Origin of the sequence: Vibrio sp. 10N.286.48.F5 (genome assembly GCF_041469785.1) — a bacterium.
Lineage (GTDB): Bacteria > Pseudomonadota > Gammaproteobacteria > Enterobacterales > Vibrionaceae > Vibrio > Vibrio crassostreae_C.
Genome location: NZ_JBFRLG010000034.1, coordinates 44,227 through 69,661, shown reverse-complemented (window position 1 = coordinate 69,661; position 25,435 = coordinate 44,227). Strand labels below are relative to the sequence as shown.

The 25,435-nt window shown below is 45.2% G+C and carries 24 protein-coding genes and 1 other RNA gene; 8 read left to right on the top strand and 17 right to left on the bottom strand.

All coding sequences use genetic code 11. From position 1 onward, the window contains the following. Positions 1 to 225: 225 nt before the first annotated feature. An RNA gene (gene rnpB, locus AB4185_RS18385) (RNase P RNA component class A) lies at positions 226 to 665 on the bottom strand. A 176-nt stretch (positions 666 to 841) separates the two neighbouring features. Next, entirely contained in the window at positions 842 to 1,708 is an 867-nt protein-coding gene (gene rsmI, locus AB4185_RS18380) for a 16S rRNA (cytidine(1402)-2'-O)-methyltransferase (protein ID WP_372135739.1), read from the bottom strand. Between the two features lie 61 nt (positions 1,709 to 1,769). Between rsmI and AB4185_RS18375 the strand changes: the two genes are divergently transcribed. From AB4185_RS18375 to AB4185_RS18360, 4 genes are read left to right on the top strand one after another with little or no spacing between them, the layout of a single operon-like run. Beyond that, positions 1,770 to 3,587: a penicillin-binding protein activator gene (locus AB4185_RS18375; RefSeq protein ID WP_017069550.1), complete on the top strand. Its 1,818-nt coding sequence runs from the start codon at positions 1,770 to 1,772 to the stop codon at positions 3,585 to 3,587. Then, the gene (locus AB4185_RS18370; protein ID WP_017059277.1) at positions 3,574 to 3,972 is read left to right on the top strand and encodes a YraN family protein; all 399 of its coding nucleotides are present in this window, start codon (positions 3,574 to 3,576) and stop codon (positions 3,970 to 3,972) included. The genes AB4185_RS18375 and AB4185_RS18370 overlap by 14 nt, the downstream gene beginning before the upstream one ends. A gap of 2 nt (positions 3,973 to 3,974) precedes the next feature. Further along, positions 3,975 to 4,565, top strand: coding sequence for a phosphoheptose isomerase (locus tag AB4185_RS18365; protein ID WP_004729817.1), 591 nt, complete (start codon positions 3,975 to 3,977; stop codon positions 4,563 to 4,565). 16 nt (positions 4,566 to 4,581) lie between these two features. Next, positions 4,582 to 5,187 carry a BON domain-containing protein gene (locus AB4185_RS18360; RefSeq protein ID WP_017059276.1) on the top strand — a complete coding sequence of 202 codons (606 nt, stop codon included), beginning with the start codon at positions 4,582 to 4,584 and terminating at the stop codon, positions 5,185 to 5,187. Positions 5,188 to 5,442: 255 nt separating this feature from the next. On the opposite strand, the gene sspB is transcribed toward AB4185_RS18360, so the two are convergent. From sspB to zapE, 8 genes are all read right to left on the bottom strand, one after another. Continuing rightward, a complete protein-coding gene (gene sspB / locus AB4185_RS18355; RefSeq protein ID WP_017072808.1) occupies positions 5,443 to 5,937 on the bottom strand; it encodes a ClpXP protease specificity-enhancing factor in 495 nt (164 codons plus the stop codon). A 6-nt stretch (positions 5,938 to 5,943) separates the two neighbouring features. Next, entirely contained in the window at positions 5,944 to 6,579 is a 636-nt protein-coding gene (sspA, locus tag AB4185_RS18350; protein ID WP_009848943.1) for a stringent starvation protein SspA, read from the bottom strand. Positions 6,580 to 6,676: 97 nt separating this feature from the next. Then, positions 6,677 to 7,414 carry a cytochrome c1 gene (locus tag AB4185_RS18345; RefSeq protein WP_017061436.1) on the bottom strand — a complete coding sequence of 246 codons (738 nt, stop codon included), beginning with the start codon at positions 7,412 to 7,414 and terminating at the stop codon, positions 6,677 to 6,679. Beyond that, positions 7,411 to 8,676 carry a cytochrome bc complex cytochrome b subunit gene (locus AB4185_RS18340; RefSeq protein WP_017061435.1) on the bottom strand — a complete coding sequence of 422 codons (1,266 nt, stop codon included), beginning with the start codon at positions 8,674 to 8,676 and terminating at the stop codon, positions 7,411 to 7,413. The genes AB4185_RS18345 and AB4185_RS18340 overlap by 4 nt, the downstream gene beginning before the upstream one ends. Then, positions 8,676 to 9,266, bottom strand: a complete 591-nt coding sequence (gene petA / locus AB4185_RS18335) for a ubiquinol-cytochrome c reductase iron-sulfur subunit (RefSeq protein WP_017061434.1) — start codon at positions 9,264 to 9,266, stop codon at positions 8,676 to 8,678. Before petA ends, AB4185_RS18340 begins: the two co-directional genes overlap by 1 nt. A gap of 330 nt (positions 9,267 to 9,596) precedes the next feature. Further along, on the bottom strand, positions 9,597 to 9,989 hold the full coding sequence (gene rpsI, locus AB4185_RS18330; RefSeq protein WP_004740758.1) for a 30S ribosomal protein S9: 393 nt from the start codon (positions 9,987 to 9,989) through the stop codon (positions 9,597 to 9,599). Positions 9,990 to 10,002: 13 nt separating this feature from the next. Further along, complete coding sequence (rplM, locus tag AB4185_RS18325) at positions 10,003 to 10,431, bottom strand: 50S ribosomal protein L13 (protein ID WP_010434689.1); 429 nt, start codon at positions 10,429 to 10,431, stop codon at positions 10,003 to 10,005. Positions 10,432 to 10,678: 247 nt separating this feature from the next. Next, positions 10,679 to 11,782: a cell division protein ZapE gene (gene zapE / locus AB4185_RS18320; protein ID WP_017061433.1), complete on the bottom strand. Its 1,104-nt coding sequence runs from the start codon at positions 11,780 to 11,782 to the stop codon at positions 10,679 to 10,681. 219 nt (positions 11,783 to 12,001) lie between these two features. Between zapE and zapG the strand changes: the two genes are divergently transcribed. The 3 genes from zapG to degS all read left to right on the top strand — a co-directional run bounded on the left by zapG (position 12,002) and on the right by degS (position 15,162). Continuing rightward, entirely contained in the window at positions 12,002 to 12,457 is a 456-nt protein-coding gene (gene zapG / locus AB4185_RS18315; RefSeq protein WP_372135738.1) for a Z-ring associated protein ZapG, read from the top strand. 126 nt (positions 12,458 to 12,583) lie between these two features. Further along, positions 12,584 to 13,939, top strand: a complete 1,356-nt coding sequence (locus AB4185_RS18310; protein WP_017061431.1) for a Do family serine endopeptidase — start codon at positions 12,584 to 12,586, stop codon at positions 13,937 to 13,939. Between the two features lie 158 nt (positions 13,940 to 14,097). Next, positions 14,098 to 15,162, top strand: a complete 1,065-nt coding sequence (degS, locus tag AB4185_RS18305) for an outer membrane-stress sensor serine endopeptidase DegS (RefSeq protein ID WP_017061430.1) — start codon at positions 14,098 to 14,100, stop codon at positions 15,160 to 15,162. Positions 15,163 to 15,264: 102 nt separating this feature from the next. Here degS and parC read toward each other — a convergent pair whose 3' ends face one another. The 6 genes from parC to nudF all read right to left on the bottom strand — a co-directional run bounded on the left by parC (position 15,265) and on the right by nudF (position 22,243). Further along, positions 15,265 to 17,523: a DNA topoisomerase IV subunit A gene (gene parC, locus AB4185_RS18300; protein ID WP_017067236.1), complete on the bottom strand. Its 2,259-nt coding sequence runs from the start codon at positions 17,521 to 17,523 to the stop codon at positions 15,265 to 15,267. Positions 17,524 to 17,526: 3 nt separating this feature from the next. Continuing rightward, positions 17,527 to 19,407: a DNA topoisomerase IV subunit B gene (gene parE, locus AB4185_RS18295; protein WP_017061428.1), complete on the bottom strand. Its 1,881-nt coding sequence runs from the start codon at positions 19,405 to 19,407 to the stop codon at positions 17,527 to 17,529. A gap of 239 nt (positions 19,408 to 19,646) precedes the next feature. Next, complete coding sequence (gene yqiA / locus AB4185_RS18290; RefSeq protein WP_102332767.1) at positions 19,647 to 20,252, bottom strand: esterase YqiA; 606 nt, start codon at positions 20,250 to 20,252, stop codon at positions 19,647 to 19,649. A 31-nt stretch (positions 20,253 to 20,283) separates the two neighbouring features. Beyond that, positions 20,284 to 21,108 carry a 3',5'-cyclic-AMP phosphodiesterase gene (cpdA, locus tag AB4185_RS18285; protein ID WP_010434672.1) on the bottom strand — a complete coding sequence of 275 codons (825 nt, stop codon included), beginning with the start codon at positions 21,106 to 21,108 and terminating at the stop codon, positions 20,284 to 20,286. Positions 21,109 to 21,168: 60 nt separating this feature from the next. Then, on the bottom strand, positions 21,169 to 21,609 hold the full coding sequence (locus AB4185_RS18280) for a DUF1249 family protein (RefSeq protein WP_010434670.1): 441 nt from the start codon (positions 21,607 to 21,609) through the stop codon (positions 21,169 to 21,171). 4 nt (positions 21,610 to 21,613) lie between these two features. Next, positions 21,614 to 22,243, bottom strand: coding sequence for an ADP-ribose diphosphatase (gene nudF, locus AB4185_RS18275; protein ID WP_372057800.1), 630 nt, complete (start codon positions 22,241 to 22,243; stop codon positions 21,614 to 21,616). 227 nt (positions 22,244 to 22,470) lie between these two features. Here nudF and tolC point away from each other — a divergent pair, with 227 nt between their 5' ends. Continuing rightward, positions 22,471 to 23,796 (top strand): outer membrane channel protein TolC, encoded by a 1,326-nt coding sequence (tolC, locus tag AB4185_RS18270; RefSeq protein ID WP_017062911.1) that lies wholly within the window; start codon positions 22,471 to 22,473, stop codon positions 23,794 to 23,796. Between the two features lie 167 nt (positions 23,797 to 23,963). Here the strand turns inward: tolC and hldE are convergent, their stop codons facing one another. Beyond that, positions 23,964 to 25,394: a bifunctional D-glycero-beta-D-manno-heptose-7-phosphate kinase/D-glycero-beta-D-manno-heptose 1-phosphate adenylyltransferase HldE gene (gene hldE / locus AB4185_RS18265; protein WP_017062912.1), complete on the bottom strand. Its 1,431-nt coding sequence runs from the start codon at positions 25,392 to 25,394 to the stop codon at positions 23,964 to 23,966. Positions 25,395 to 25,435: the final 41 nt, after the last annotated feature.

Here is a 25,435-nt window from a genome sequence, read left to right as displayed (position 1 = left end):
CTTCTCAGTGAGTGGATTGAGCCATTAGTTCGGCAATAATTTGTTCTATTAACGTTTTAGTGTACTGATTTCACGCCGTATCTCCACCATATTGTGTATAGGCTTTGGGAATTTTTGACCCAAGCTCATATCAGGGTGAAGGATTCTAAGGAAATCTAAATAATTTACGTCAATATAAAGCAAAAAACCCATCACTACCGTTAAGTAATGATGGGTTCTTTATATAGGTGGAGTTGACACATACGCCGGGTTCTGTTCCGCTTGCGCGGCGGTAACCATTCGTCTAGGCCTGCAATCGCTCACAGGCTCAAGCAATCTACCCGCCCCCATACGCGAGCAACGCAATGTGAGGGCCTATTTGATCTTGCTCCGGGTGGAGTTTACCTTGCTACGAACTGTTGCCAGTCGCACGGTGCGCTCTTACCGCACCCTTTCAGCCTTACCTGTGCCCCTTCCGAAGAAATGAGGCCATCGGCGGTCTTCTCTCTGCTGCACTTGTCGTGGGCTCGCGCCCCCCAGACGTTATCTGGCACCCTGCTCTATGGAGCCCGGACGTTCCTCCCCTCTGCCAGTCTCCCGAAGGACTTCAACGTCAGTTTCCCGAAGGACCTCAACGTCAGTCTCCCGAAGGACATCAGCAAAGCAGCGATTACCCGTTCAACTCCGAGGGCGGATTGTATAGAGATTAGGGTGCAGTGTCTAGCGAGATCACAAATATGGTGCAAACCTCTAAGCAACTGCGTGAATTTCACACAATTCAAACAAAAAAAGAGGAATGACGGCAATACCATCATTCCTCACAAGCTTTTCAATACAGGTTAGCTACTCTATAAAGAGGTTTCTAGTTGTCTAGATGCTCTAGGCCCCATTTGTATAAAGCGTTCTTTTTCAGATTGTAGATTTCTGCCGTCATTGCCGCCGCTTTTTTAAGAGGCAGCTCTTTGGTTAGAATGCCTAGTGTGCGAGTCGCTTCGTCTGGCAATTCTGTGCTCGCTTCTTCACGGTGGCCGTGAATCAGTAACACCATCTCACCGCGTTTACGGTTCGCGTCTTCTTCAATCCACTCAATAAGTTCACCCAGTGGCAGCCCTTGGATGGTTTCGAAGGTTTTAGTTAGCTCACGCGCCAATACAACCTCACGGTCAGGGCCAATAATCTCAAGCATGTCTTGCAAAGAGTCTGAAATACGGTGTGGTGATTCATAGAAGATGCAGGTGCGCTCTGCCTTTGCGATCTCTAAGAACTTGTCTTTACGACCTTTGCTTTTGGGCGGTAAGAAGCCTTCAAAGCTGAAACGATCTGACGGTAAACCAGAAGCACTTAACGCGGTAATCACAGCACAAGCACCAGGAAGTGGCACAACTCTCACACCCGCTTGACGACATTGTGAGACAAGATGGTAACCTGGGTCACTAATTAAAGGAGTACCCGCATCAGAGACTAATGCGATAGACTGACCTTCTAATAACCTTTCGACTAGAACTTGCGCTTTAGTTTGTTCATTATGATCATGTAAAGCGAACGTTCTGGTTGATATATTGAAGTGAGCAAGCAGCTTACCCGTGTGGCGTGTGTCTTCGGCTGCAATAACATCGACACTTGATAAAATTTCAATTGCTCTTTGAGTGATATCTCCCAAATTTCCGATTGGGGTTGGCACAATGTAGAGAGTTGGGCTCTCTGTGAGCAAGGTTTTGTTATCTGTCATTTGTTTACCATCACTTCAACGATTAATATAGATACAAATTTATACGGAATTTAAAGAACTCATGGCAACGATGAACCATAAGAGACTCAGTGTACCACGCTTACTAACTCCAATTGCATTAGCAATTACATTGGCGGCTTGTTCTTCAGGTCCTCAAGCACCAACGAGCGTTGATATTACACTAGATCCAGCGCAATCAACTGAAAGTTACATGATGCAGGCGGATAGTAGCAAAGGAAGTCTACAAAACGACTGGTTAATCATGGCGCTTAAGGCTTCTGTGCAAGCTGGAAAAACCGATCAAGCAACTCTGCTTATTAAACGCTTAGCAAAACAAGAGCTGAGCGAAACGCAACAAGCGGAATGGCAATTAGCTCGCGCTCAACTGTTGGTGAATAACTCGCAGCCTGAACAAGCTTATAGCCAACTGAACTTCCAGCCTTGGTGGAAACTTCCGAACGAGCAGTGGAAAGATTATCACGAGCTACGCGCGAACATTTCTGAAATGCAAAGCGAGTATTTTGAAGCAAGCCGTGAGTTAGTTCTTTATTCAGAATATCTAGACGCTGACGACGAGCTCCAACAGCAAGCTGCTGACCGTATTTGGCAGAACCTAAATAGCTACTCTCAATATGAGATTCTGGAGCTTAAGACGTCGCCTACAGAAGACGTTCTCGCAGGTTGGTTACAGCTGGCGATTTACATGAAGACGCTGAACTCAAACCTTCCAAACCTGCAGGAAACCTTGTCGGATTGGCTAGCAGAGAATCCTCAGCACCCAGCAGCGACATACACACCTCAGGCGATCACTGACGTCTTGGCACTAGAGATCAGCAAGCCAACCAGCACTGCACTATTACTGCCTCTAACCGGTAAGTACGGCAAGCAAGCACAACTTGTGCGTGACGGTTTCATCTTTGCGATGATGAATGACAAAGAGCGCGAAGAAGATGCAACGCTGACGGTAATGGATACCAACGTGCAAAGTGCCGCTGAGATTAAAGCGACACTGGAAGAGAACAACGTTGATTTCATCGTTGGCCCGCTGATTAAGAGCAACATAACTAAACTTCAGCAAGCGCAGAAAAACCACGAGAACTCGATTCCAGCTTTAGCTCTGAACATTCCAACGCAACTAGAACCAGATACTAACATTTGTTATCTCGCTCTATCGCCAGAGCAAGAAGTCGCTCAGGCAGCGAAGCACCTATTTGCTCAAGGCTACAAGTACCCGCTTATCCTTGCGCCAAGAGGACGTTTAGGTGAGCGAGTTGAGCAAGCGTTTAAAGAAGAGTGGAAAAAATACAGCAGCAACGATGTTGCTATCAGCTTGTTCTCTGACAAACGCCAACTGCAACGTAATGTGAATCAGGTATTCGGCTTGCAAGAGAGCCAACAGCGTATCGCTCAAATGGACGGATTACTGAACCTAGACCTAGAAACCGAGCCACGCAGCCGTCGTGATATCGATTCTGTCTACATTGTGGCTAAGAACTCAGAGCTAACACTAATCAAACCCTTCATTGAAGTTGCAATTAACCCAGATGCGAGCCAACCCGCTCTGTTCTCAAACTCACGCAGCAACAGCGGTGATAAGCAGTATGAAGACCTAACCGGTGTGTTCTACAGCGATATCCCACTATTAGTTGAGAATAAAAACGAGCTTAATAAAGAGCTCAACGACCTATGGCCTGCGCACTCAAACGGCCAAAAGCGTCTGCAAGCACTAGGAATGGATGCATACTATCTAATGGATGCACTGCCACAGATGAAAGCCGTGCAAGGTTACAGCATTCCAGGTGAAACGGGTGTGCTAACCATCGATAACAACTGTGTGGTTCAACGTGAAATCAGCTGGGCAGAGCATGGGGCTTTTTAGCCGAAAGTTCCTATCCAAACCAACCATCACCCACAAACAAGTGGGTGATAAATACGAGGCCGTGGCAAAATCTTATCTGATTAACCACGGTTTATCGTTAATAGAAGAAAACTTCATAGCAAAATGTGGCGAGATTGATCTTATAATGCGCCATAACAATACGGTTGTGTTTGCTGAGGTAAAATACCGCAAGCAAACCCGCTACGGACATGCCGCTGAAATGGTGACTGCCAAGAAGTCACAGAAACTGCTCAAAACAGCCAATGTTTGGCTTATGCAGCAAGGCTTGTCGGTGCACTCTACAGATTTCAGGTTTGATATTGTTGCCATTGAAGGGCCGAATGACACTATCGACTGGATTCAAAACGCGATTACCCAAGGATAAACATGCTAGACAGCATTAAAGAAAGTTTCACAGAAAGTATTCAAATCCAAATTGCGGCTGCAGAAGCTCTGCCTGACGCAATCACGCATGCCGCTCAAGCAATGGTTGCGACCTTGCTTAACGGAAACAAAATTCTTTGTTGTGGTAATGGTGGTTCGGCGTCGAATGCTCAGCAATTTGTATCGTGCCTACTCAACCGATTTGAAACAGAGCGCCCTAGCCTTCCAGCGATGGCACTCACAGCAGATAACACCACGCTAACGGCTGTGGCTAACGACTACCACTATGAAGAGATCTTCTCTAAGCAGGTACGTGCGTTTGGTCAAACTGGCGATATTCTGTTGGCTATCTCGACTAGTGGTAACAGCAAGAACATCATCAAGGCAATGGAAGCGGCGGTAACTCGCGACATGACAATTATCGCCTTTACCGGTAAAGATGGTGGTGAGATGGCAGGTTTGCTTGGTGAACACGATGTAGAGATTCGTATCCCTTCACACCGTACAGCGCGCATTCATGAAGTACACATGGTGACACTACACTGCCTATGTGACCTAATCGATCAAGTACTCTTCCCTGCTCACGAAGAGTGATATACGGAGCATCACAATGAAATCATTAACCTCTATGAGGCTGTTTAAGCTGATTAGTGTTTCGCTACTTACACTGTCTCTGTCTGGTTGTGCTGGCATTTTCATTGCTGGTGCTGCAACCACTGCAAACCTAGTCACGGATACGCGAACAACCAAAGAGATTTGGAACGACAACAACATCGAATTTGAAGTCGCAGCGATTACCAATAAACAACCATTCCGTGGCAACGTACGTGTCACCGCAAGCTCGTACCGAGGTTCGGTGGTATTGATGGGACAAGCAACCACAGATTCAGAACGTCGCGCTTTTGAAAACCAAGCCAAAGAAGTGGCTGGCGTTGAGAGCATCCACAATCAGGTTCGAGTGAAAGAACCTTTGTCTGTAAGTGCTATTAGTAAAGACAGCTGGATTACCACTAAAGTGAAATCAGCTCTGCTTGCGAATGCTGAGCTTAACGGCATCAAAGTAAAAGTGATTACTGAGGATTCAGAAGTATTCCTGCTTGGACTCGTGACTCGAGAGCATGCCGATATCGCAACAGAAGTTGCTCGTAACATCTCTGGCGTAAAACAGGTCATTCGAGCGTTTGAATATGGTGAAGAAGAGACGGCTGTTAACTAGCCTTAAGCCAGTCAATTGAATGCTATATAGCAGAAAAGAAAAAGCAGCGACGAGTCGCTGCTTTTTTATTTGGTTCGTTATCTAATACCAATCGTAGTAAATAATCTATCATTCTAGCTTGTTAAAAATCTCGATAACTGCGTTAGAATTTTTGATTGTAGAATAACTACTTATCAAAAAATTCCGCCTTGCTCTCAAGCTTTTTTCCTGCGCTATTTTCTGATCACTTACTTACTGTGATTGGTATAACTAACGTTATTTGATAACACGAAGGCTTGGGCGACCTTTCGCTGGACGAGGTGGCTCAGGATCTGAGTCTGGCTCTTCAGCATCTACGTCTGCCGTTGCTACGCTCAAAGATGGGCCTTTTTCTGGTTCTTCAAAAGGACTTTCTTCAATCCCTTCTTCAAACGCTTCCATGTAAGCCTCTTCAGGTTCAAACATGGTACCAGCACCATTTTCACGAGCATAAATCGCTTGTACTGCGTAAAGCGGAACGATCACAGAGTGTGGACGACCACTAAAGCGAGCACTAAACGTCACAGCTTCGTTACCCAGTTCAAGTTGTCCAACCGCACGAGGCGCGATGTTCAGAATGATCTGACCATCTTGAACAAACTCTTCTGGAACTCGCACACCCGGTAATGTTGCTTCAACAACAAGGTGTGGAGTTAGTTCGTTATCAACCAGCCACTCATAAAATGCACGAAGCATGTATGGTCGGCGTGGAGTCATATTAGAAATATCCATAAACGCTTAGCGAACGAGTCGCATCTCACGCTCAGCTTCAGTTAGAGAAGCTAGGAATGAATCACGTTCGAATACGCGGTTCATGTAAATCTTAAGCTCTTTAGAACCAGGACCAATTAGTTCGATACCAAGCTCAGGTAAACGCCATAATAGCGGAGCTAGGTAACAATCAATTAGGCTAAACTCTTCGCTCATGAAGTATTCATACTCAGCGAAGATAGGAGCAAGAGTCAGTAGGTCGTTGCGCAGTTTAACGCGAGCTGCTTCAGATTCTTCAGCGTTGCCTTTAACGATCTTCTCTGCAACTGAATACCAGTTACGCTCAATGCGGTACATCATTAGACGGCTGTTACCACGAGCAACCGGGTATACAGGCATCAACGGTGGGTGAGGGAAACGCTCATCTAGGTATTCCATGATGATCTTCGAGTCATATAGAGCAAGCTCACGATCAACAAGAGTAGGTACTGATTTGTACGGGTTCAGTTCAACAAGCTCTGCTGGTAGATTTTTTTCATCAACCAACTCAACTTCAACACTTACGCCTTTTTCAGCAAGAACGATGCGCACCTGATGGCTATACATATCAGAAGCACTTGAGAAAAGAGTCATTACAGAACGTTTATTGGCAGCTACAGCCATGGAGCCCTCCAGTACACTTTAAATAAAAACAATGGAGGCCTAAAGCCTCCATTGAACATTAACATAATTTGGGAATTAGCACGGTATTATAGCACAATTAGTGCACATCACGCCAATACTCTTTCTTCAGCAAAATCACGATGATAGTGAAGATTACTAAGAAGGCCATTACCCACCAACCCATAGCGTGACGCTCAAGTTGAACTGGGTCGCCCGAGTAAACCAAAAAGTTAACAAGGTCACGAACTGCTTCGTCGTATTCACCAGCACTTAATTCGCCAGAGCCGTCAGTCTCAGTGCCAACAACAACCGTCACTTCCTCGCCATCTACCATATGAGTATCGTAGATTGGTGTTGGGATACCTTGCAGTTCTTCAAGAACGTGCGGCATACCAACGCTTGGGAAAACAATGTTGTTCACGCCAAATGGACGAGACGGATCTTCATAGAAAGTACGAAGGTAAGTGTACAGCCAGTCTGCGCCACGAACACGAGCAACCAATGTTAGGTCTGGTGGCGGAGCACCAAACCAACTTGCCGCTTGATCAGAAGGCATAGCATTAACCATCAAGTCACCGATTTTCGCTTCAGGGTCGAAAATCAGATTTTCCTTCATAAGATCAACGGGGATCTCTAAATCATTCGCAACACGTTCATAGCGCTGGTACTGCGTTGAGTGACAAGCGAAACAGTAGTTCATGAACATCTTAGCGCCATTTTGCAATGAAGCTTTGTCTGTTAAATCATTGTTCGCTTTGTCTAATGGTACGTTTGCACCCGCTGCCATCACCAGTGACGGCAACATAGCAAATAAAATTACAATCCACTTTTTCATTTGAATGTCACCCTTTCTGGTAATGGTTTCGTCGCTTCATTTTTACTGTAGAACCACAGTAGAACGAAGAACATGAAGTAACCTAAGCTAAAGATTTGAGCCAGTAGCGTGTATGTTGGCGTTGCTGGAAGCGCACCAAGTACACCAAGCGCAATAAAGCTTATTGTGAATTGGATGATGTTAATCAAATGCAGTTTGCTACGGTAACGGTAAGAACGCACTTTACAACGGTCGAACCATGGTAGTAGGAATAGCACAACAATAGATGCGCCCATTGCTACAACACCTAGCAACTTATCAGGAACAGCACGCAGAATTGCGTAAAACGGCGTGAAGTACCATACCGGAGCGATGTGCTCTGGTGTTTTCAGTGGGTTAGCAGCTTCAAAGTTTGGCGGCTCAAGGAAGAATCCACCCATCTCTGGGTTAAAGAACAGCACATAACAGAAGAAGAATAGGAAACCGGCCACACCAACCATATCTTTCACGGTCCCGTATGGGTGGAAAGGAATAGAGTCAATGATGTCGTATTTCTTAGTGTAATCCTTGTGGAATGGGAACTGCGTTTTGTAGTCGTCGCCCATTGTGCCTTTAGGAAGTTTCGTCTCAATACCGTCTGGGTTGTTCGAACCCACTTCGTGCAGTGCTAGTACGTGAAGTACGATAAGCAGCAGAAGTACAATTGGTAGAGCGATAACGTGCAGTGCGAAGAAACGGTTCAGCGTTGCACCAGAGATGATGTAGTCACCACGGATCCAAAGCGTTAGGTCATCACCGATAACAGGGATCGCACCAAACAGAGAAATGATAACCTGAGCACCCCAGTAAGACATTTGACCCCATGGTAGTAGGTAACCCATGAAAGCCTCAGCCATAAGCACTAAGAAGATCAACATACCGAAGATCCAAAGTAGCTCACGAGGCTTTTGGTAAGAACCATAGATTAGGCCACGGAACATGTGCAGGTAGATAACAACGAAGAATGCCGAAGCACCTGTTGAGTGCATGTAACGTAGTAGCCAACCGTATTCCACATCACGCATGATGTATTCAACAGAAGCAAATGCACCCTCACCTGACGGTACGTAGTTCATTGTTAGCCAAATACCCGTAAGGATTTGGTTAACCAATACCAACATTGCCAAAGAACCGAAAAGGTACCAAAAGTTAAAGTTCTTAGGCATTGGGTATTCAGATAAATGCTTTTTATACGCATTCATCGCGGGTAGACGTTTCTCTACCCAATCAAGCAATCCTTGCATTACGCGTCTCCCTCGTCCACACCGATCATGATCTTAGTGTCACTCAAATACATATGCTTTGGTACAACAAGATTCAATGGAGCTGGTACGCCTTGGAATACTCGACCTGCCATATCAAACTTTGAACCATGACAAGGACAGAAGAAACCAGACTTAACACCCTGAACTTGTTCTGCAAAAGAATCCGGCAGGTAAGTTGGAGAACAACCTAAGTGCGTACAGAAACCAACAGCAACGAAGAATTCCGGCTTAATTGAACGGAACTCGTTCTGTGCGTATTCTGGTTGTTGTTCAGCTTCAGATTGAGGGTCACGAAGTTGACCACCGATCGATTTTAGGTTTTCTAGTACCGACTCAGCACGGCGTACAACCCATACAGGTTTACCTTGCCACTCGACACGAACCATTTGTCCCGGTTCTAACTTACTGACTTCCACTTCCACCGGCGCACCCGCAGCTTTCGCCTTGGCACTCGGATTCCATGATTTAATAAAAGGCACGGCTACAGCAGCTGCTCCTAAACCACCAACAACGGCTGTTGTTGCGGTTAAGAAACGCCTGCGACCGTTATTTAAAGGCGCGTTGCTCATCCAAACATTCTCCCATTTGCTCCTTGTGGATTGAAATAATTCCGATTAAAGAGCATGGCTAACAAAATATGTATTTAGTTCTATTTATTGACGGCAAATGATAAATAAAACCCTACTTTTTGACAAGATAAAGCTACCTTTTTGTAACAATCATGAGGCAAAGCGCACATTGGGTTACAAAAGCTTTCAAAATATAAGAATTTGGAAATAAAACGAGGAAGGGAAAGCGTTTAGAGGGGGTATAAAAACAAAAAGCCCGGCATATAGCCGAGCTTTGAACCACAATTCCAGTCGTAAAACTGGGGGCGTGTACTTTTTCGTAAAGAAAAATTAACGCTTAGAGAATTGAGGTTTACGACGTGCTTTACGTAGACCAACTTTCTTACGTTCAACGCAACGAGCGTCACGAGTAACGTAGCCAGCTGCACGTAGAGCAGGACGTAGAGTTTCATCGTACTCCATAAGAGCGCGAGTGATACCGTGGCGGATTGCGCCAGCTTGACCAGAAATACCACCACCAGAAACAGTGATGTAAAGGTCAAGTTTCTCAGTTAGTTCAACTAGCTCAAGAGGTTGCTTAACAACCATACGAGAAGTTGGACGACCGAAGTAAACATCAAGGCTACGCTTGTTGATTACGATCTCACCAGAGCCTGGTTTGATGAAAACACGAGCTGCTGAGCTTTTGCGACGACCAGTGCCGTAGTATTGATTCTCTGCCATTTTCATAATCCCCTTAGATGTCTAGTACTTGTGGCTGTTGAGCAACATGGTTGTGCTCAGTACCAGCGTACACTTTAAGCTTACGGTACATCGCGCGGCCTAGAGGACCACGTGGAAGCATACCTTTAACTGCTAGTTCTAGAACCATTTCTGGTTTCTTAGCAATTAGCTTTTCAAAAGTGATAGTTTTAAGACCACCTGGGAACTCTGAGTGACGGTAGTAAACCTTACCCTTAGCTTTGTTACCAGTTACAGCAACTTTCTCAGCGTTAACAACGATGATGTAATCACCAGTGTCTACGTGAGGAGTGTATTCTGCTTTGTGCTTGCCGCGTAGGCGAGAAGCGATTTCACTTGCTAGACGGCCAAGAGTTTTGCCTTCAGCGTCTACAACATACCAGTCGCGTTTTACAGTTTCTGGTTTAGCAACGAAAGTTTTCATGCTAATAATTACCTATTTAAAAAATTTACACTTAAGGAATACTCGCGTATTCCCACTGTCTAAGAGTTACCATTCATCACCCCTTCGAGTGTTGGAAAACTCTTGGCATAACGTGATTTTACTCATCGCTAGAGGCCCGCAGTAACGGTAGGTCGCAGGATTATAGAGAAGAGCGAAGAAAAAATCACCTCTTTTTGAACAAAATCACGATTTTTTTAATTCTATTTCTTATTCGAGATAATCAAAGCTAACTTAAGTGTTCTTTTGCCAAATATTCATGGCTCTGCATTTCAATTAAACGCGACTGACAACGTTTAAATTCAAACTCTAGCTGACCATGGGTGTATAGCTTTTCTAGCTCCACTTCCGCTGAAATAATCAGCTTCACATTGCGCTCGTAGAACTCATCAACTAATGCAATGAAGCGCCTCGCAGCGTCATCTGAAGTCGCGCCCATTTGCAATACATCCGCCAATAGAACTGTGTGATAAACCCGAGACAACTCAATATAGTCGTTCTGGCTACGAGCCGACTGACAAAGCTGAGCAAAGGTGCCATGCAGTACGCCATCACTCGCTTCGACTACATCTAATTGACGGTGGTTAACCTCTATCTGCTTAAGCTTCTCTTTATCTTCACCAACGAGCTGAGCGTAATACTTTTCGAGATTAATATTCGCTTGGCTATCTAGCGGGTAATGGTAAATCTCAGCCTGTTCTAAGGTACGTAGACGATAGTCAATACCACTATCGACATTAAGGATATGACAGTTGTCTTGAATGAGCTTGATGGCAGGTAAGAAACGCGCTCGCTGTAACCCGTTGCGATACAGATCCGCAGGTGGAATATTAGAGGTCGCAACCAAGATAGCGTTTCGAGCGAATAACTCTTGGAACAAGGTTCCTAGGATCATCGCATCGGTGATGTCTGAAACAAAGAATTCGTCGAAACAGATAATGTCCGCTTCTTCCTTCAACTTGTCTGCGACTAAAGGCAATGGATCACTCACATTACCTAGCGCCTTTAGCTCATCATGAACTCGATACATAAAGCGGTGAAAGTGAACACGCATTTTTTTAGTGGTCGGTAAGGCATCATAGAACGTATCCATTAGGTACGTTTTTCCTCGCCCTACGCCACCCCAAAAATAGAGACCTTTCGGTGGTTGTGGCAGTTCTGGCTTTTTGCCTAGTAATTTCTGGAAGCGAGTCAGTTGAGGAATGGGCGTATTCATGTAATCTTGAAATTGATGAAAGAGTTCATCTAAAGATTTTACGGCTTGCTCTTGTGCTGGATCTCTTTGAAATCCATGTTCTTTTATATCTTGTTCGTATTTTTTAATGGGATTCATGACGACATTTCCACAATGAAAGCAATATCAGACAACAACTAAAAATGAGCCCAAACAGTACGAGGAATAACGTGATGTGGTGAATAATGCAGCATCAAACTGCTAACTAGCGCACACGCATTTCTCTTTATACTGCGGCTTTCTCATAGTACCATGGAGCCGTATCACGTGTAACTAAGCAGTAACAAACATGTTAAAAAACAATAATAAGGAGCTGTTATGCCTTGGATGTATGCCGTTGCCGGTTTACTAGTCGGAGTTATTTTAGGGGTCGCTATTTCTCGTCTCATGACACCTGAATACAAAAAACAAAAGAACGTACAGAAAGAATTGGATAGCGCAAAGTTTGCCCTTGAGCAGCAGCGACAAGAGCTGGCTGATCACTTTGCGAAATCAGCAGAAATGTTGGACACATTAGGTAAAGACTACACAAAACTGTACCAACACATGGAAAAAACAAGCTCAGAGCTGATTCCTAACCTGCCAGAGCAAGATAACCCGTTTGTGAAAACAGCCGCTGCCCATTCGGACAAGCCACAAGAGAAGCCTTCATTAAAAGAGGCGACACTTGAGGAACAACCGAAAGATTACGCTAATGGCGCAACCGGTTTATTTACAGAGCAGAAGAAAGAAATCATGAATGCTCCCGATGTTGTTACAGCAAAAGCATCGTAAACATTTAACACTTCTGTGAACTTTACAAAGGTTTTTGAGTCATAACTTTCACTCAGGTCATTTGAAACTTATCATACTTATTAAACGTATAAGAGGGTTAAGACCTTAACTAGAGAGGAGTTTATGATGAAAAAACCTTTGCTTGCTTTATCAGTGCTAACTTTAAGCTTAAGTTCAATCATCACCCCCATTAAAGCAACAGCCGCACTGCCATTAAGTGTGGGTAATGAACAATTACCGAGCCTTGCTCCTATGCTTGAACAAGTGACCCCCGCTGTGGTTAGTATTGCCGTAGAAGGCAAACAGGTACAACGTCAGCAAATCCCTGAACAATTTCAATTCTTTTTTGGTCCAGAACAAACACGAGAGCGTCCCTTCCGCGGATTAGGCTCTGGTGTCATCATTGACGCCGAGAAAGGTCATATCGTGACCAATTACCATGTCATTAATGGTGCGGACGATATCAAAGTAAAACTGCATGATGGTCGAGAGTACGATGCTGAGCTAATCGGCGGCGACCAGATGTCTGATATCGCACTGCTAAAATTAGAAGAAGCCAAAAACCTGACCCAGATAAAAGTCGCAGACTCAGACAAACTAAGAGTTGGTGATTTTAGTGTCGCGATCGGTAACCCATTCGGACTTGGGCAAACCGTGACATCCGGTATTGTTTCTGCACTCGGCCGTAGCGGCCTGAATCTAGAAAACTTTGAAAACTTCATTCAAACCGATGCAGCAATCAACAGCGGCAACTCTGGTGGTGCGCTAGTGAACCTTAACGGTGAGCTAATTGGTATCAACACCGCCATTCTTGGCCCTAACGGAGGTAATGTCGGTATCGGCTTTGCAATCCCTTCTAATATGATGACAAACCTGACAGAACAAATTCTCGACTTCGGTGAAGTAAAACGCGGCATGCTTGGCGTTCAAGGCGGAGAAGTGACCTCTGAATTGGCAGAAGCACTCGGTTATGAATCAAGCAAGGGCGCCTTTGTTAGCCAAATCGTCCCTGACAGCGCAGCCGATAAAGCAGGACTGAAAGCGGGCGATATTATTGTCTCTATTAATGGCAAACGCATTGATACCTTCAGCGAGTTAAGAGCTAAGGTCGCAACACTCGGCGCTGGTAAGCAGATTGAACTGGGTGTGGTTCGTGACGGTAAGAGCAAAACCTTTGATGTGACGCTTGGTGAATCCACCAATAATAAAACACAAGCTGAGAAGCTCCATGAAGGACTAGCTGGTGCTGAGTTAACCAACACAACAGAGAGTGACTCTGCAACGGGCGTCAAGGTATCGAATGTTGCTCAAGGTTCACCAGCCGAAGCCTATCAACTCCTGAAAGATGACATCATCATCGGAGTAAACCGCCAGCCCGTTAAGAACCTTGCTGAGTTTAGAGAGATTCTTGAAAAACAACCTGGTGTACTGGCGCTTAATATCCAGCGAGGCGACCGAACTATCTATCTTGTGATTCGATAGTCTTACGTCAGCGCAATTACAGGGAGGCTCAGTAAGTTTGCTTTAAACTTACTCAGTCTCCCTTTTCTTTAGATCAATCAAAATGCTATGCTTCACTTGTAATCAAATCAGTCATCCATTGATGGAGGCTTCACACCTTACTTGTTGAAGAGGGAAACATGCTGTCCTTTCTATTTCGTTCTATTTCCCTTGGACTCGTTTCAGCGGCGCTTATTCTTCTCGCCTTCCCGAGCTTAAGACCAGCGATTGTCGCTGACGTCACTAGCCCTAAAGTCGATAATATTGGCTCTCTTCAGATTTCATTTAACCAAGCAGTTCGCCGCGCGGCGCCTGCAGTGGTTAACATTTATAGCCGTAAATACGCTGAAAGCGATCGAAACAAACTGCTCACACAAGGTTTGGGCTCTGGGGTGATTGTTAGCGAGAAAGGCTACATCATTACCAACTTCCATGTGGTGGCTCAAGCAGACCAAATAGTTGTGGCACTTCAAGATGGCCGAGTAGCAGCTGCGCAACTTGTCGGTTCAGACAAGCGCACCGATATCGCGATACTTAGAGTCAGCGGTGATAATCTACCGGTGATCCCACTCAATCCTAATTACAAAGCCAATGTCGGTGATGTTGTACTGGCTATCGGTAACCCATACAACCTAGGTCAAACAACAACCTTTGGTATCATCTCTGCAACCGGCCGTTCTTCGATCAGTGCCGATGGCCATCAAGCCTTTATCCAGACCGATGCGGCAATCAATGAAGGTAACTCAGGTGGCGCACTGGTGAACTCACAAGGTGAGCTAGTCGGTATCAATACCGCCTCTTTCCAGCAAGCTACCGACATGGAAACCTATGGGATCTCATTCGCTATCCCCTATCCGCTTGCTAATAAAATCATGGAAAAGATCATCGCCGATGGTCGTGTGATTCGTGGCTATATTGGTATCGATGGACAAGACATCAACTCAGTCACCTCACGCATGTTGGGTACTAAGAATATCGGCGGGATCGTTGTGTTGGGGATAGACCCTAATGGTCCGGCTGCCGATGCGGGTTTTGAAGCTCAAGACATTATTGTCAGTATCAACGATAACCAAGTAAATGGTCGCCAGAGTGTAATGGACATCGTTACCGACCTGCGACCTGGTACAGTTATCGATGTGGGTATATTGCGCCAAGGTGAAAGCAAAACCTTAAAGGTGACCATCGCCGAAGATACTCGCCTGTAGAGCAAACTCTGTAAGCAATGATTCAAGCTGCTAATACACAAGTACAAAAAACCCAGCTCATAGGCTGGGTTTTCTTTTATCTAAAGATTGTTTCAAGTATCTCTACGATTCACTTTGCTCTTCGATATCGATGCGAGTCACTCGCTGTAGTCCTCTAGGCAGTAGACCACCACGACGACCACGTTCACCACGGAAGTTTTCAAGATCCGCAGGTTTCAAACCAAGCTTACGTTTACCGGCGTAGATAGTCAGCGTCGCATTCTCTGGGATAGCCATAAGATGTGAGACAAACTCTTCACGCTCTTTTGCTTTCGCAGAAGGGATGTTGATGATCTTGTTGCCTTTACCTTTGCTCAGCTGAGGGAGATCTTTAATCGGGAACAACAACATACGACCTTGGTTAGTAATCGCCAGAATCTGATTACTGTCCAAGTCAGCAATAGGGCTTGGCATCATCACTTCAGAAGCTTGTGGCAAGTTAACCAAGGCTTTACCGCTCTTGTTCTTGGACAGCAGATCGCTACCCTTACAAACAAAACCATAACCTGCATCAGAACCGACTAACCATAATTGTTCATTCTCTCCCATCACCACTTGGCGAATAGAAGTACCTGGGCTGACGTTCAAGCGGCCTGTAATTGGCTCACCTTGGCTTCGCGCCGACGGTAATGAATGTGACTCAAGGGAGTAGCTTCGACCATCACTGCCGAGGAACACCGCTTGTTGGTTACTCTTACCCTTAGCACTCGCTAAGAATTTATCACCCGATTTGTAGTTCAAACCTTCAGCGTCAACTTCATGCCCCTTGGCATGACGAATCCAACCTTTCTCAGACAACACAACCGTGATTGGTTCGCTTGGTACTAAGTCGCGCTCTGTTAGCGCTTTCGCTTCAGCGCGCTCAATCAGAGGTGAACGACGATCATCGCCGTATTTATCCGCATCTGCTTGGATTTCTTTCTTGATCAGCGTATTCAAGCGACGCTCTGAACCGAGTAGCTTTTCAAGCTTCTCACGTTCAGCTTCAAGCTCTTCTTGTTCCGCTCGGATTTTAAACTCTTCTAACTTAGCTAAGTTACGAAGTTTAATATCAAGAATCGCATTGGCTTGAATTTCAGAAATGTTGAAACGGCTCATTAGGACAGGACATGGTTCGTCTTCTGTACGAATGATCTCAATCACTTCATCGATATTAAGATAAGCAGCAAGCAAACCTTCTAAGATGTGCAAGCGTGCCAGTACTTTATCTAAACGGTACTGCAAACGACGGCGAACCGTTGTGCGACGGAACTCGATCCACTCTTTCAGGATTTGAACTAAGCCTTTAACTTGAGGACGATTATCTAAACCAATCATGTTCAAGTTAACGCGGAAGTTTTTCTCTAGATCCGTCGACGCGAACAGGTGACTCATCAATTGGTCACAGTCGATACGATTCGAACGAGGAACGACAACGATACGCGTTGGGTTCTCGTGATCCGATTCATCTCGCAAGTCGTCAACCATTGGCAGCTTCTTAGCGCGCATCTGGTTAGCGATTTGCTCAAGTAACTTCGCACCTGACACTTGATGAGGTAAAGCCGTGATAACAATATCAGAGCCTTCCTTGTGCCAAACCGCGCGCATCTTGATGCTGCCACGTCCAGTACGGTAGATCTTTTCGATGTCCGATTTCGGGGAGATAATCTCAGCTTCAGTCGGGTAATCTGGACCTTGAATGAAACCCATCACGTCTGAAAGCTCAGACTTAGGCGTATCAATTAGGTGAATGGCTGCATTAGCGACTTCACGCACGTTGTGTGGTGGAATATCGGTCGCCATACCTACCGCGATACCTGTAATACCGTTAAGTAGGATGTGAGGTAGGCGAGCAGGCAACATTTGAGGCTCTTTCATCGTGCCATCAAAGTTTGGTTGCCAGTCAACAGTGCCTTGACCTAGTTCACCTAGAAGAACCTCAGCAAACTTAGATAATTTCGCTTCGGTATAACGCATCGCAGCGAACGATTTCGGATCATCAGGTGCACCCCAGTTACCTTGACCATCTACCAATGGGTAGCGGTAAGAGAAAGGCTGCGCCATCAATACCATCGCTTCGTAACAAGCAGAGTCACCATGTGGGTGATACTTACCTAATACGTCACCAACGGTACGTGCTGATTTTTTGTATTTCGATGCAGCCGATAAGCCTAGCTCAGACATCGCGTAGATAATACGACGCTGTACTGGCTTCAAGCCATCACCGATATACGGCAATGCACGATCCATGATCACGTACATTGAGTAATTTAAGTAGGCATCTTCGGTGAACTTGCGCATTGGCAGCTGTTCAACGCCATCATATGTAATTTCGTTAGACATCCATTATACCTCGGCCATATCACCGTTAGTCTGTAGCCATGTACGGCGATCATCTGCACGTTTCTTACCAAGCAGCATGTCCATCATCTCGTTGGTTGCTTCGCTGTCATCAATCGTTAACTGCACAAGGCGACGAGTGTTTGGATCCATGGTGGTTTCACGCAACTGAAGTGGGTTCATTTCACCCAGACCTTTGAATCGTTGCACGTTGATCTTGGCTTTCTTCTGCGATAGTCGCTCAAGCACACCGTCTTTCTCTGCGTCATCGAGTGCGTAGAACACTTCTTTACCGCAATCGATACGATACAGAGGAGGCATTGCCACATAGATATGACCCGCTTCAACTAATGCATGGAAATGGCGAGTAAACAAAGCACACAGCAGTGTCGCGATATGAAGACCATCCGAGTCCGCATCGGCAAGGATACAGATCTTACCGTAACGCAGGCCGGATAAATCATCGTTGTCCGGGTCGATGCCTAGAGCCACCGAGATGTCGTGCACTTCTTGCGAAGCCAATACTTGGTCTGCTGACACTTCCCATGTATTTAGGATCTTACCGCGAAGTGGCATAACTGCTTGGAACTCACGATCACGTGCTTGTTTAGCAGAACCACCCGCCGAGTCCCCTTCCACGAAGAAGATTTCGGTACGGCTTAAGTCTTGAACTGAACAGTCAGTTAGCTTACCCGGCAGTGCTGGGCCTGAAGCGATTTTCTTACGCACAACCTTTTTGCTTGCGCGCATACGGCGGTGGGCATTCGCAATACAAGCTTCTGCTAGCTGTTCTGCCAGTTGTGGCTTTTCGTTCAACCACAGGCTAAACGCATCTTTTACCACACCAGACACAAACGCAGCAGTTTGACGTGAAGACAAGCGCTCTTTTGTTTGACCAGCAAACTGCGGATCTTGCATCTTCACCGACAGTACGTACGAACAGCGATCGAAGATATCGTCGCCCGTTAGCTTAACGCCACGCGGCAGCAAATTACGGAATTCACAGAACTCACGCATTGCATCAAGAAGACCTTGGCGAAGACCGTTTACGTGTGTACCACCTTGTTTAGTCGGTACTAAGTTCACGTAACTTTCGGTGATCATGTCGCCGCCTTCTGGCTGCCAGATGATCGCCCAGTTTGCCATTTCTGTTTCAGCAACGAATTCGCCAACATACGGTTCTTCAGGCAGCAAGGTGTAACCTTTCACGCCTTCGGCAAGGTAGTCTTTTAGACCATCTTCATAGAACCATTTATGCTCTTCACCACCGACTTTGTCGATAAAGGTAATTTCTAAACCTGGGCAAAGCACTGCTTTTGCACGTAGGTTGTTAATCAGACGAAGTGTCGAGAATTTAGGGCTATCGAAGTACTTAGGATCAGGCCAGAAATGTACTGATGTACCACTGTTACGATGACCACAAGTGCCCGTCACAGTAAGCTCTGTTACTGCATGACCGCCTTCAAGTGCGATCTCGTGAACCTGACCTTCTCGGCGTACGGTCACTTCAACACGTTTTGACAGCGCGTTTACAACCGAGATACCTACACCGTGCAGACCACCAGAGAACTTATAGTTGTTATTCGAGAATTTACCGCCAGAGTGGAGCTTAGTTAAAATCAGCTCAACACCTGAGATCCCTTTTTCAGGGTGGATATCGACAGGCATACCACGGCCGTCATCGGTAACTTCTAACGATTGGTCTGCATGAAGTACCACTTTGATCTTCTTAGCGTGTCCCGCTAGTGCTTCATCGACCGAGTTATCAATGACTTCTTGGGCAAGGTGGTTAGGTCTTTCTGTCTCGGTATACATTCCCGGGCGGTGTCGCACAGGGTCGAGACCTTCAAGTACCTCGAGGTCTTTTGCATTATATTGTTCAGTCATAATACGGAGTTTACTCAAAAAGTTTGCGTCAGTTCGCTGGCTCCAGTTTCACTAAAGCAGAATCATTACTATGAACCGTCATAGTAGAGCGAACGAGCGAAGTATTGGGGAATATAGTCTGGAAGCTGAGTAATGATGTCAAGCTAGTTCAAAAACTAAGACATCAAACTATGATATTTCACCATTGATAGATGAAATAACAGGCAAACAAGAGAAAATCACTTGGTTGGTGGAACAGATTAAAGATTTAGAAAGGTGATGATTTGTTGTGGGTAGCGTTCAAAATCAACAAAGCTATGATCCCCGCCCTCTTCTACTGTCTGTGTTGCACCTTGGTACTTCTCTACCGCTTGTCGGTAATCCAGAACTTCGTCTTCCGTTTGCTGAAGTAACCAGAAGTCGCTCGGCTTAGCGATAGCCGAAACCTCTAACGCCTTCAGTTCATCAATATGTTTTGTTTCCAGTACATATCGTTCATCTGTGTATGGGTTTACTTGTTCACCTAAATAGTCAGCAAGAAGCTCATACGGCTTCACTGCTGGGTTTACAACCACCGCTTTAAAACCATAGTGGCTATTCAGCCATGTTGAAAGATAGCCACCCAGCGAGCTACCGACCAACGCTATTTGATATTGCTCTTTGTATTGCTCCACCAGATGTTGCAGATGAAGTGCCGCTTGCTGAGGGAAACTCGGCAGTTGAGGAGTGACGACTTTAATATCAGCCCGATGCTCCGCACAGTAATTAGCCATCACATTCGCTTTATGAGAACGAGATGAACTGTTAAACCCATGAATATAGAGAAGCAATGATGGCTTAGCGACTTGCTGATTAGAACCGGACATTAATAGCCTCCTACAACAATAATCACTAACATCAATAACCACCCGCTTCAAAATCAGGTAAGAACTGCCCATTAGGCAAGCGGCGCACTTGAGTGCTTACTGTGCCATCTTGATGTAATTCAATCTCTCTCCAACCCGGAGACAATGTATCAACGGCAAAGTCATCTGAATTAGGTTTGAATTGCACACAAGTCGACGGGGTTGCCATGACTTGCACACCATGATGATCTCGATTCATGTCTTGATGAACGTGGCCACACAGTACCGCTTTGACATTGGTATGCTGCTGAACCACATCCCAAAATTGATCCGCATCTTTTAGGTTATGTTGATCCAGCCATGCGCTGCCCACTAATAACGGGTGGTGGTGCAGTAAAACCAAGGTATTACGCTCAGGGAATTCGATCAATTTTTGTTCTAACAGATCAAGTTGTTGATCGCTTAGACGCCCATGAGGCACACCAACCACTTGCGAGTCCAGCATCACCATCTGCCAGTTATCACCCAGTAAGACATGGTCAACGCACTGTATTTGAGGTGATGGTAAGACACTGCCCATATTAGGCTTGAAATCATGATTTCCTGGCAACCAATAACATGGCTTTTCCAGAGGTTGAATACCTGATTCAAATTTTTGATACGACTCAGCACTGTGATCTTGAGAGATATCACCCGTCGCCAAGATCGCCTCATAATCGAAGCCTTGGTTAACAATGCCATCAACTACAGCACGAAAGCTATCTTGAGTATTGATGCTTAATAAGCTGCCATTGCTCGGCGCAAACAAATGCGTGTCCGTTAGCTGTACAAGCTTAATACTGCTCTCATCAAATTTTGAAGTGTGTGATAATTCCAAAATACCAAATCCAGATACGTTACTGTTTAAACTTTAAAGTGTTTTTACAATGGGGCTCAATTAAAAAGGAATTGGCGAACGGCTGATACCCGTTTTTAAACAAAACGTTAACCATTCTCCAAGAAATTTGTTCAACTGAAATTTCTCATCCTTTTGCAGAAGCTTAGTGTTGGGATAGTCATATTTCGCTTTGACTCGTGAAAAATCCCCGCTAGCGCACACTTCTGCAACTCGAGCGTCGTGATATAGCCTGACAGACATTTTTGGCAAAGGAAACACTGGCGTCTCGTCACTCTGACATATGTCTATTAATGTGGTGTATTTTGTGACCTCATTCACTGTCAATTGATACACCATATTAACGGCTTGGTAACAGCGAACATCACCAACCTCATGCCCTACCGGCAACAGAGCGTTAAGCTTGGCATAGTTAGTCTCGTAAACTCGCATCAGTTCAGCAAGATCAACATGATACGGTTTCTTGACTGCTATATTTGGCATAACGTTAATCTATCCACTCTGACTGTAATTCTTGGTAGTTCAATTGTAGCCACTGCAGCGCAATAATTGTGGCCCCATTTTCAAACACACCCTCTTTTACTAACTGATAAGCCGCTTCGCGACTCATCACTTGTACGCGAATATCTTCACCTTCGTAATCTAAACCATGTACACCTTTTGCTGTGGTTGCATCAACACAGCCAACAAAGACGTCGAGCTTTTCTGAACAACCGCCAGATGAAGGGTAATACGAAGTGATAGGCAATACAGATCCGACTTCAACGCCCGCTTCTTCCATCGCTTCACGACGAGCAACATCTTGTGATGATTCGTTCGTATCAATGATCCCGGCCACAATTTCATATTGCCAAGGGTTCTCATGCTCTAGAGCGCCGACACGGATCTGTTCTACGATCACCACTTCGTCACGAATAGGATCATAAGGTAACAAAGCGGCAGCATGACCACGTTCAAACATCTCGCGTTCTATAGGTTGGCTCCAGCCCCCCTCAAACAGCTTATGTTTAAATGTGTATTTAACCATTTTGAAAAAACCACGAAACAGCGTCTCTTTTGAGACTATTTCCACATCTTGAGGAGTAAACTCGTGTCGTTGATTATCATACTGTTGCATTTGGTACCTCACTAAGTGATCTTTATAGTTTACTCATTGTCCGAGTTAACTACCAAGGATAAGGTTCAACTTTTTGTATAAATTTTATAATTAAAGTTAAGTTTTAAAAAATAAATATTGCACAAGTGGACAGTTAAATGTAAAAAAGTGCAAAGTTTCGAGTAAATTACCATCAAACTGGGTTAAACTCTTTCAGAGAAAATTCTATTAAAGGCAGGAATAGGAAAATGAAAAAACTGCTTCCACTATTTATCAGTGCAGCAATTGGCAGCCTGAGTTCGTCAGCTTTCGCTGATACGCTAGCTGAAGTTTACGACCAAGCAAAACAGAACGATCCACAACTTCTTCGTTCAGCAGCGCAGCGCGATGCCGCTTTTGAAGCAGTAACGTCAAGCCGTAGTGATTTGCTACCACAAATTAACCTAACAGCGAACTACGACATTAACCGTGGTGACAGAGATACTTCTGGTTCAGGTAGCTCAAGTATTGATAATAACACTTGGGGAGCAGCGATCGGCTTCACTCAAGAACTTTATCAACGCTCTTCATGGATCTCGTTAGATACAGCAGAGAAAACCGCTCGTCAGGCTGATTCAGCGTATGCAGCAGAGCAACAAGCTTTGATCCTGCGTGTAGCAACAGCATACTTCGAAGTACTGCGTGCTCAAGATAACCTAGAGTTCGTTCGTGCAGAAAAAGCAGCGGTTGCTCGCCAACTAGAGCAAACAAAACAGCGCTTTGAAGTAGGTCTTTCAGCAATCACCGATGTACATGATGCGCAAGCTCAATACGATGCTGTTTTAGCTGATGAAGTTTTAGCAGAGAACACTCTGATTAATAACTACGAAGGTCTACGTGAGATTACAGGTCAAGAACACTCTAACCTAAGCATCCTAGACACTGACCGTTTCTCAGCAAGCAAATCTTCTGAGTCTGCGATTGCACTGGTTGAACAAGCAGAGCAAAAGAACCTTAGTCTACTTGCTGCTCGTATCTCTCAAGACGTAGCAAAAGATAACATCTCTCTAGCAAGCTCTGGTCATCTACCTAGCCTAACTCTTGATGGTAGTTACGCTCTTACAGATCAATCAAACAGCTCAACTGATTATGATCAAGATAACCTAAACCTAGGCTTGAACTTAGTGGTACCTCTATATACGGGTGGTAGCACAACTTCTTTGACTAAACAGGCTGAATACAACTACGTTGCAGCAAGTGAAGATCTAGAAGCAACTTACCGTAGCGTTGTAAAAGACGTACGTGCCTTCAACAACAACATCACAGCTTCTATTGGTGCTCTACGCGCTTACGAACAGTCTGTTGTTTCAGCTCAGTCTGCTCTAGAAGCAACAGAAGCTGGTTTTGATGTGGGTACTCGTACTATCGTTGACGTACTAGATTCGACTCGCCGTCTATATGATGCGAACAAAAACCTTTCAGATGCTCGTTACAACTACATCCTAAGTGTTCTTCAGCTTCGTCAAGCGGTTGGTACACTAAGCGAACAAGACATCGTTGATGTAAACGCAGGTCTAAAAGTAGCAAGCAAGTAATTCTTAAATCCTAGTTAAAGACTCTAATCAAAGTCTTTAATAAAGCGACTAGATTACCGTTACAAAAATGCCGCTCATTGAGCGGCATTTTTATTATCTATCAAAAGTTAGATTTACAATCTGACTATGAGCTTGAGGCTAAAGGTTTTATACTCGAAGGCGAAGGGTTAACCTCGACCACCTTTAATCGCTTTGATAATTTCAGTTGTAGAGCAACCATCTTCAAAGTTAAGTACTTTAACTTCGCCACCAGCCGCAATCACTTCCGCACCGCCAGCAATATCTTCAGGTTTATAATCCCCACCTTTCACCAAAATGCTTGGCAATACTTCAGAGATCAAACGTTGAGGCGTATCTTCAGAAAACGGAACAACCCAATCAACCGCACCTAAACCAGCCAATACCGCCATACGACGATCGGTTGGGTTCACTGGGCGACCTGGGCCTTTCAAGCGTTTCACTGACTCATCAGTATTAACGGCAACGATCAAACGGTCACCCAACTCAGCGGCATGGTTCATGTAAGAAACATGTCCGGCATGCAGAATATCAAAGCAACCATTAGTCATAACCACTTTCTCACCTTTCTCACGAGCACGTTTCACCGCTTCAACTAATGCCGCTTCAGAGATCACGCCGTAATCGGTATCTTGGCTTCCGTGAATCGCTTCCGCTAACTCAATTGTAGACAGTGTCGATGTACCAAGTTTGCCAACTACCACACCAGCCGCCGCATTCGCGAGTGCACACGCTTCATCTAGAGGTTTGCCCGCAGCCACCGAAGCAGCCAATACTGAGATAACCGTATCGCCCGCACCGGTCACGTCATACACTTCTTTCGCTTGAGTCGGCAAATGGAACGGCGCCTGCCCTTTACGAAGTAAGGTCATGCCATGCTCACTACGAGTCACCAATAGAGCTTCAAAGTCGTATTTTTCGATTAAGGCGATGCCTTTCTCGATAAGATCTTCTTCCGATTTAACCTTACCTGCAACCAACTCGAACTCAGACATATTTGGCGTAAGCAAAGTCGCACCACGGTAGCGTTCTAAATCAGCACCTTTCGGGTCGATAAATACCGGAACCTTTGCCGCACGAGCTTTTTGAATAAAACTTTGCACATGCTCTAACGCACCTTTCGCGTAATCAGAAAGAATGACCGAACGTACATTTGGAAGCGCTTGCTCCATGCGAGACAAAATAAGCTCAGGGTCTGTATTCTCAAACTTGTCTTCAAAATCAAGACGGATCAGCTGCTGACCACGGCTCATTACACGCAATTTAGTAATGGTTGGGTAATCTTCTAACTCAACGAAATCACATTTAACCTTTAGTGCGCCTAAGGTATTTTTTAACACCTCAGCAGGCTCATCTTTGCCAGTTAAACCAACAACATGAGCGTGACCACCGAGAGACGCAATATTCATTGCTACGTTGGCAGCACCACCAGGACGCTCTTCGTTATTTTCTACTTTAACAACGGGCACAGGTGCTTCAGGTGAAATACGGCCAGTTGGGCCATACCAGTAACGATCAAGCATGACGTCACCGACAATAAGAACACCTGATTGGCTGTAGTCAGGTAGAATTGGTTTCATTATTGATCTCCAAAAATCAAATCTGGCTAGAGTCTAGCACA

What these genes read in the sequence shown, in the direction of transcription:
- rsmI (WP_372135739.1), bottom strand. Translation starts at nt 1,708, where the DNA reads ATGACAGATAACAAAACCTTGCTCACAGAGAGCCCAACTCTCTACATT.
- AB4185_RS18375 (WP_017069550.1), top strand. Translation starts at nt 1,770, where the DNA reads ATGGCAACGATGAACCATAAGAGACTCAGTGTACCACGCTTACTAACT.
- AB4185_RS18370 (WP_017059277.1), top strand. Translation starts at nt 3,574, where the DNA reads ATGGGGCTTTTTAGCCGAAAGTTCCTATCCAAACCAACCATCACCCAC.
- AB4185_RS18365 (WP_004729817.1), top strand. Translation starts at nt 3,975, where the DNA reads ATGCTAGACAGCATTAAAGAAAGTTTCACAGAAAGTATTCAAATCCAA.
- AB4185_RS18360 (WP_017059276.1), top strand. Translation starts at nt 4,582, where the DNA reads ATGAAATCATTAACCTCTATGAGGCTGTTTAAGCTGATTAGTGTTTCG.
- sspB (WP_017072808.1), bottom strand. Translation starts at nt 5,937, where the DNA reads ATGGATATTTCTAATATGACTCCACGCCGACCATACATGCTTCGTGCA.
- sspA (WP_009848943.1), bottom strand. Translation starts at nt 6,579, where the DNA reads ATGGCTGTAGCTGCCAATAAACGTTCTGTAATGACTCTTTTCTCAAGT.
- AB4185_RS18345 (WP_017061436.1), bottom strand. Translation starts at nt 7,414, where the DNA reads ATGAAAAAGTGGATTGTAATTTTATTTGCTATGTTGCCGTCACTGGTG.
- AB4185_RS18340 (WP_017061435.1), bottom strand. Translation starts at nt 8,676, where the DNA reads ATGCAAGGATTGCTTGATTGGGTAGAGAAACGTCTACCCGCGATGAAT.
- petA (WP_017061434.1), bottom strand. Translation starts at nt 9,266, where the DNA reads ATGAGCAACGCGCCTTTAAATAACGGTCGCAGGCGTTTCTTAACCGCA.
- rpsI (WP_004740758.1), bottom strand. Translation starts at nt 9,989, where the DNA reads ATGGCAGAGAATCAATACTACGGCACTGGTCGTCGCAAAAGCTCAGCA.
- rplM (WP_010434689.1), bottom strand. Translation starts at nt 10,431, where the DNA reads ATGAAAACTTTCGTTGCTAAACCAGAAACTGTAAAACGCGACTGGTAT.
- zapE (WP_017061433.1), bottom strand. Translation starts at nt 11,782, where the DNA reads ATGAATCCCATTAAAAAATACGAACAAGATATAAAAGAACATGGATTT.
- zapG (WP_372135738.1), top strand. Translation starts at nt 12,002, where the DNA reads ATGCCTTGGATGTATGCCGTTGCCGGTTTACTAGTCGGAGTTATTTTA.
- AB4185_RS18310 (WP_017061431.1), top strand. Translation starts at nt 12,584, where the DNA reads ATGAAAAAACCTTTGCTTGCTTTATCAGTGCTAACTTTAAGCTTAAGT.
- degS (WP_017061430.1), top strand. Translation starts at nt 14,098, where the DNA reads ATGCTGTCCTTTCTATTTCGTTCTATTTCCCTTGGACTCGTTTCAGCG.
- parC (WP_017067236.1), bottom strand. Translation starts at nt 17,523, where the DNA reads ATGTCTAACGAAATTACATATGATGGCGTTGAACAGCTGCCAATGCGC.
- parE (WP_017061428.1), bottom strand. Translation starts at nt 19,407, where the DNA reads ATGACTGAACAATATAATGCAAAAGACCTCGAGGTACTTGAAGGTCTC.
- yqiA (WP_102332767.1), bottom strand. Translation starts at nt 20,252, where the DNA reads ATGTCCGGTTCTAATCAGCAAGTCGCTAAGCCATCATTGCTTCTCTAT.
- AB4185_RS18280 (WP_010434670.1), bottom strand. Translation starts at nt 21,609, where the DNA reads ATGCCAAATATAGCAGTCAAGAAACCGTATCATGTTGATCTTGCTGAA.
- nudF (WP_372057800.1), bottom strand. Translation starts at nt 22,243, where the DNA reads ATGCAACAGTATGATAATCAACGACACGAGTTTACTCCTCAAGATGTG.
- tolC (WP_017062911.1), top strand. Translation starts at nt 22,471, where the DNA reads ATGAAAAAACTGCTTCCACTATTTATCAGTGCAGCAATTGGCAGCCTG.
- hldE (WP_017062912.1), bottom strand. Translation starts at nt 25,394, where the DNA reads ATGAAACCAATTCTACCTGACTACAGCCAATCAGGTGTTCTTATTGTC.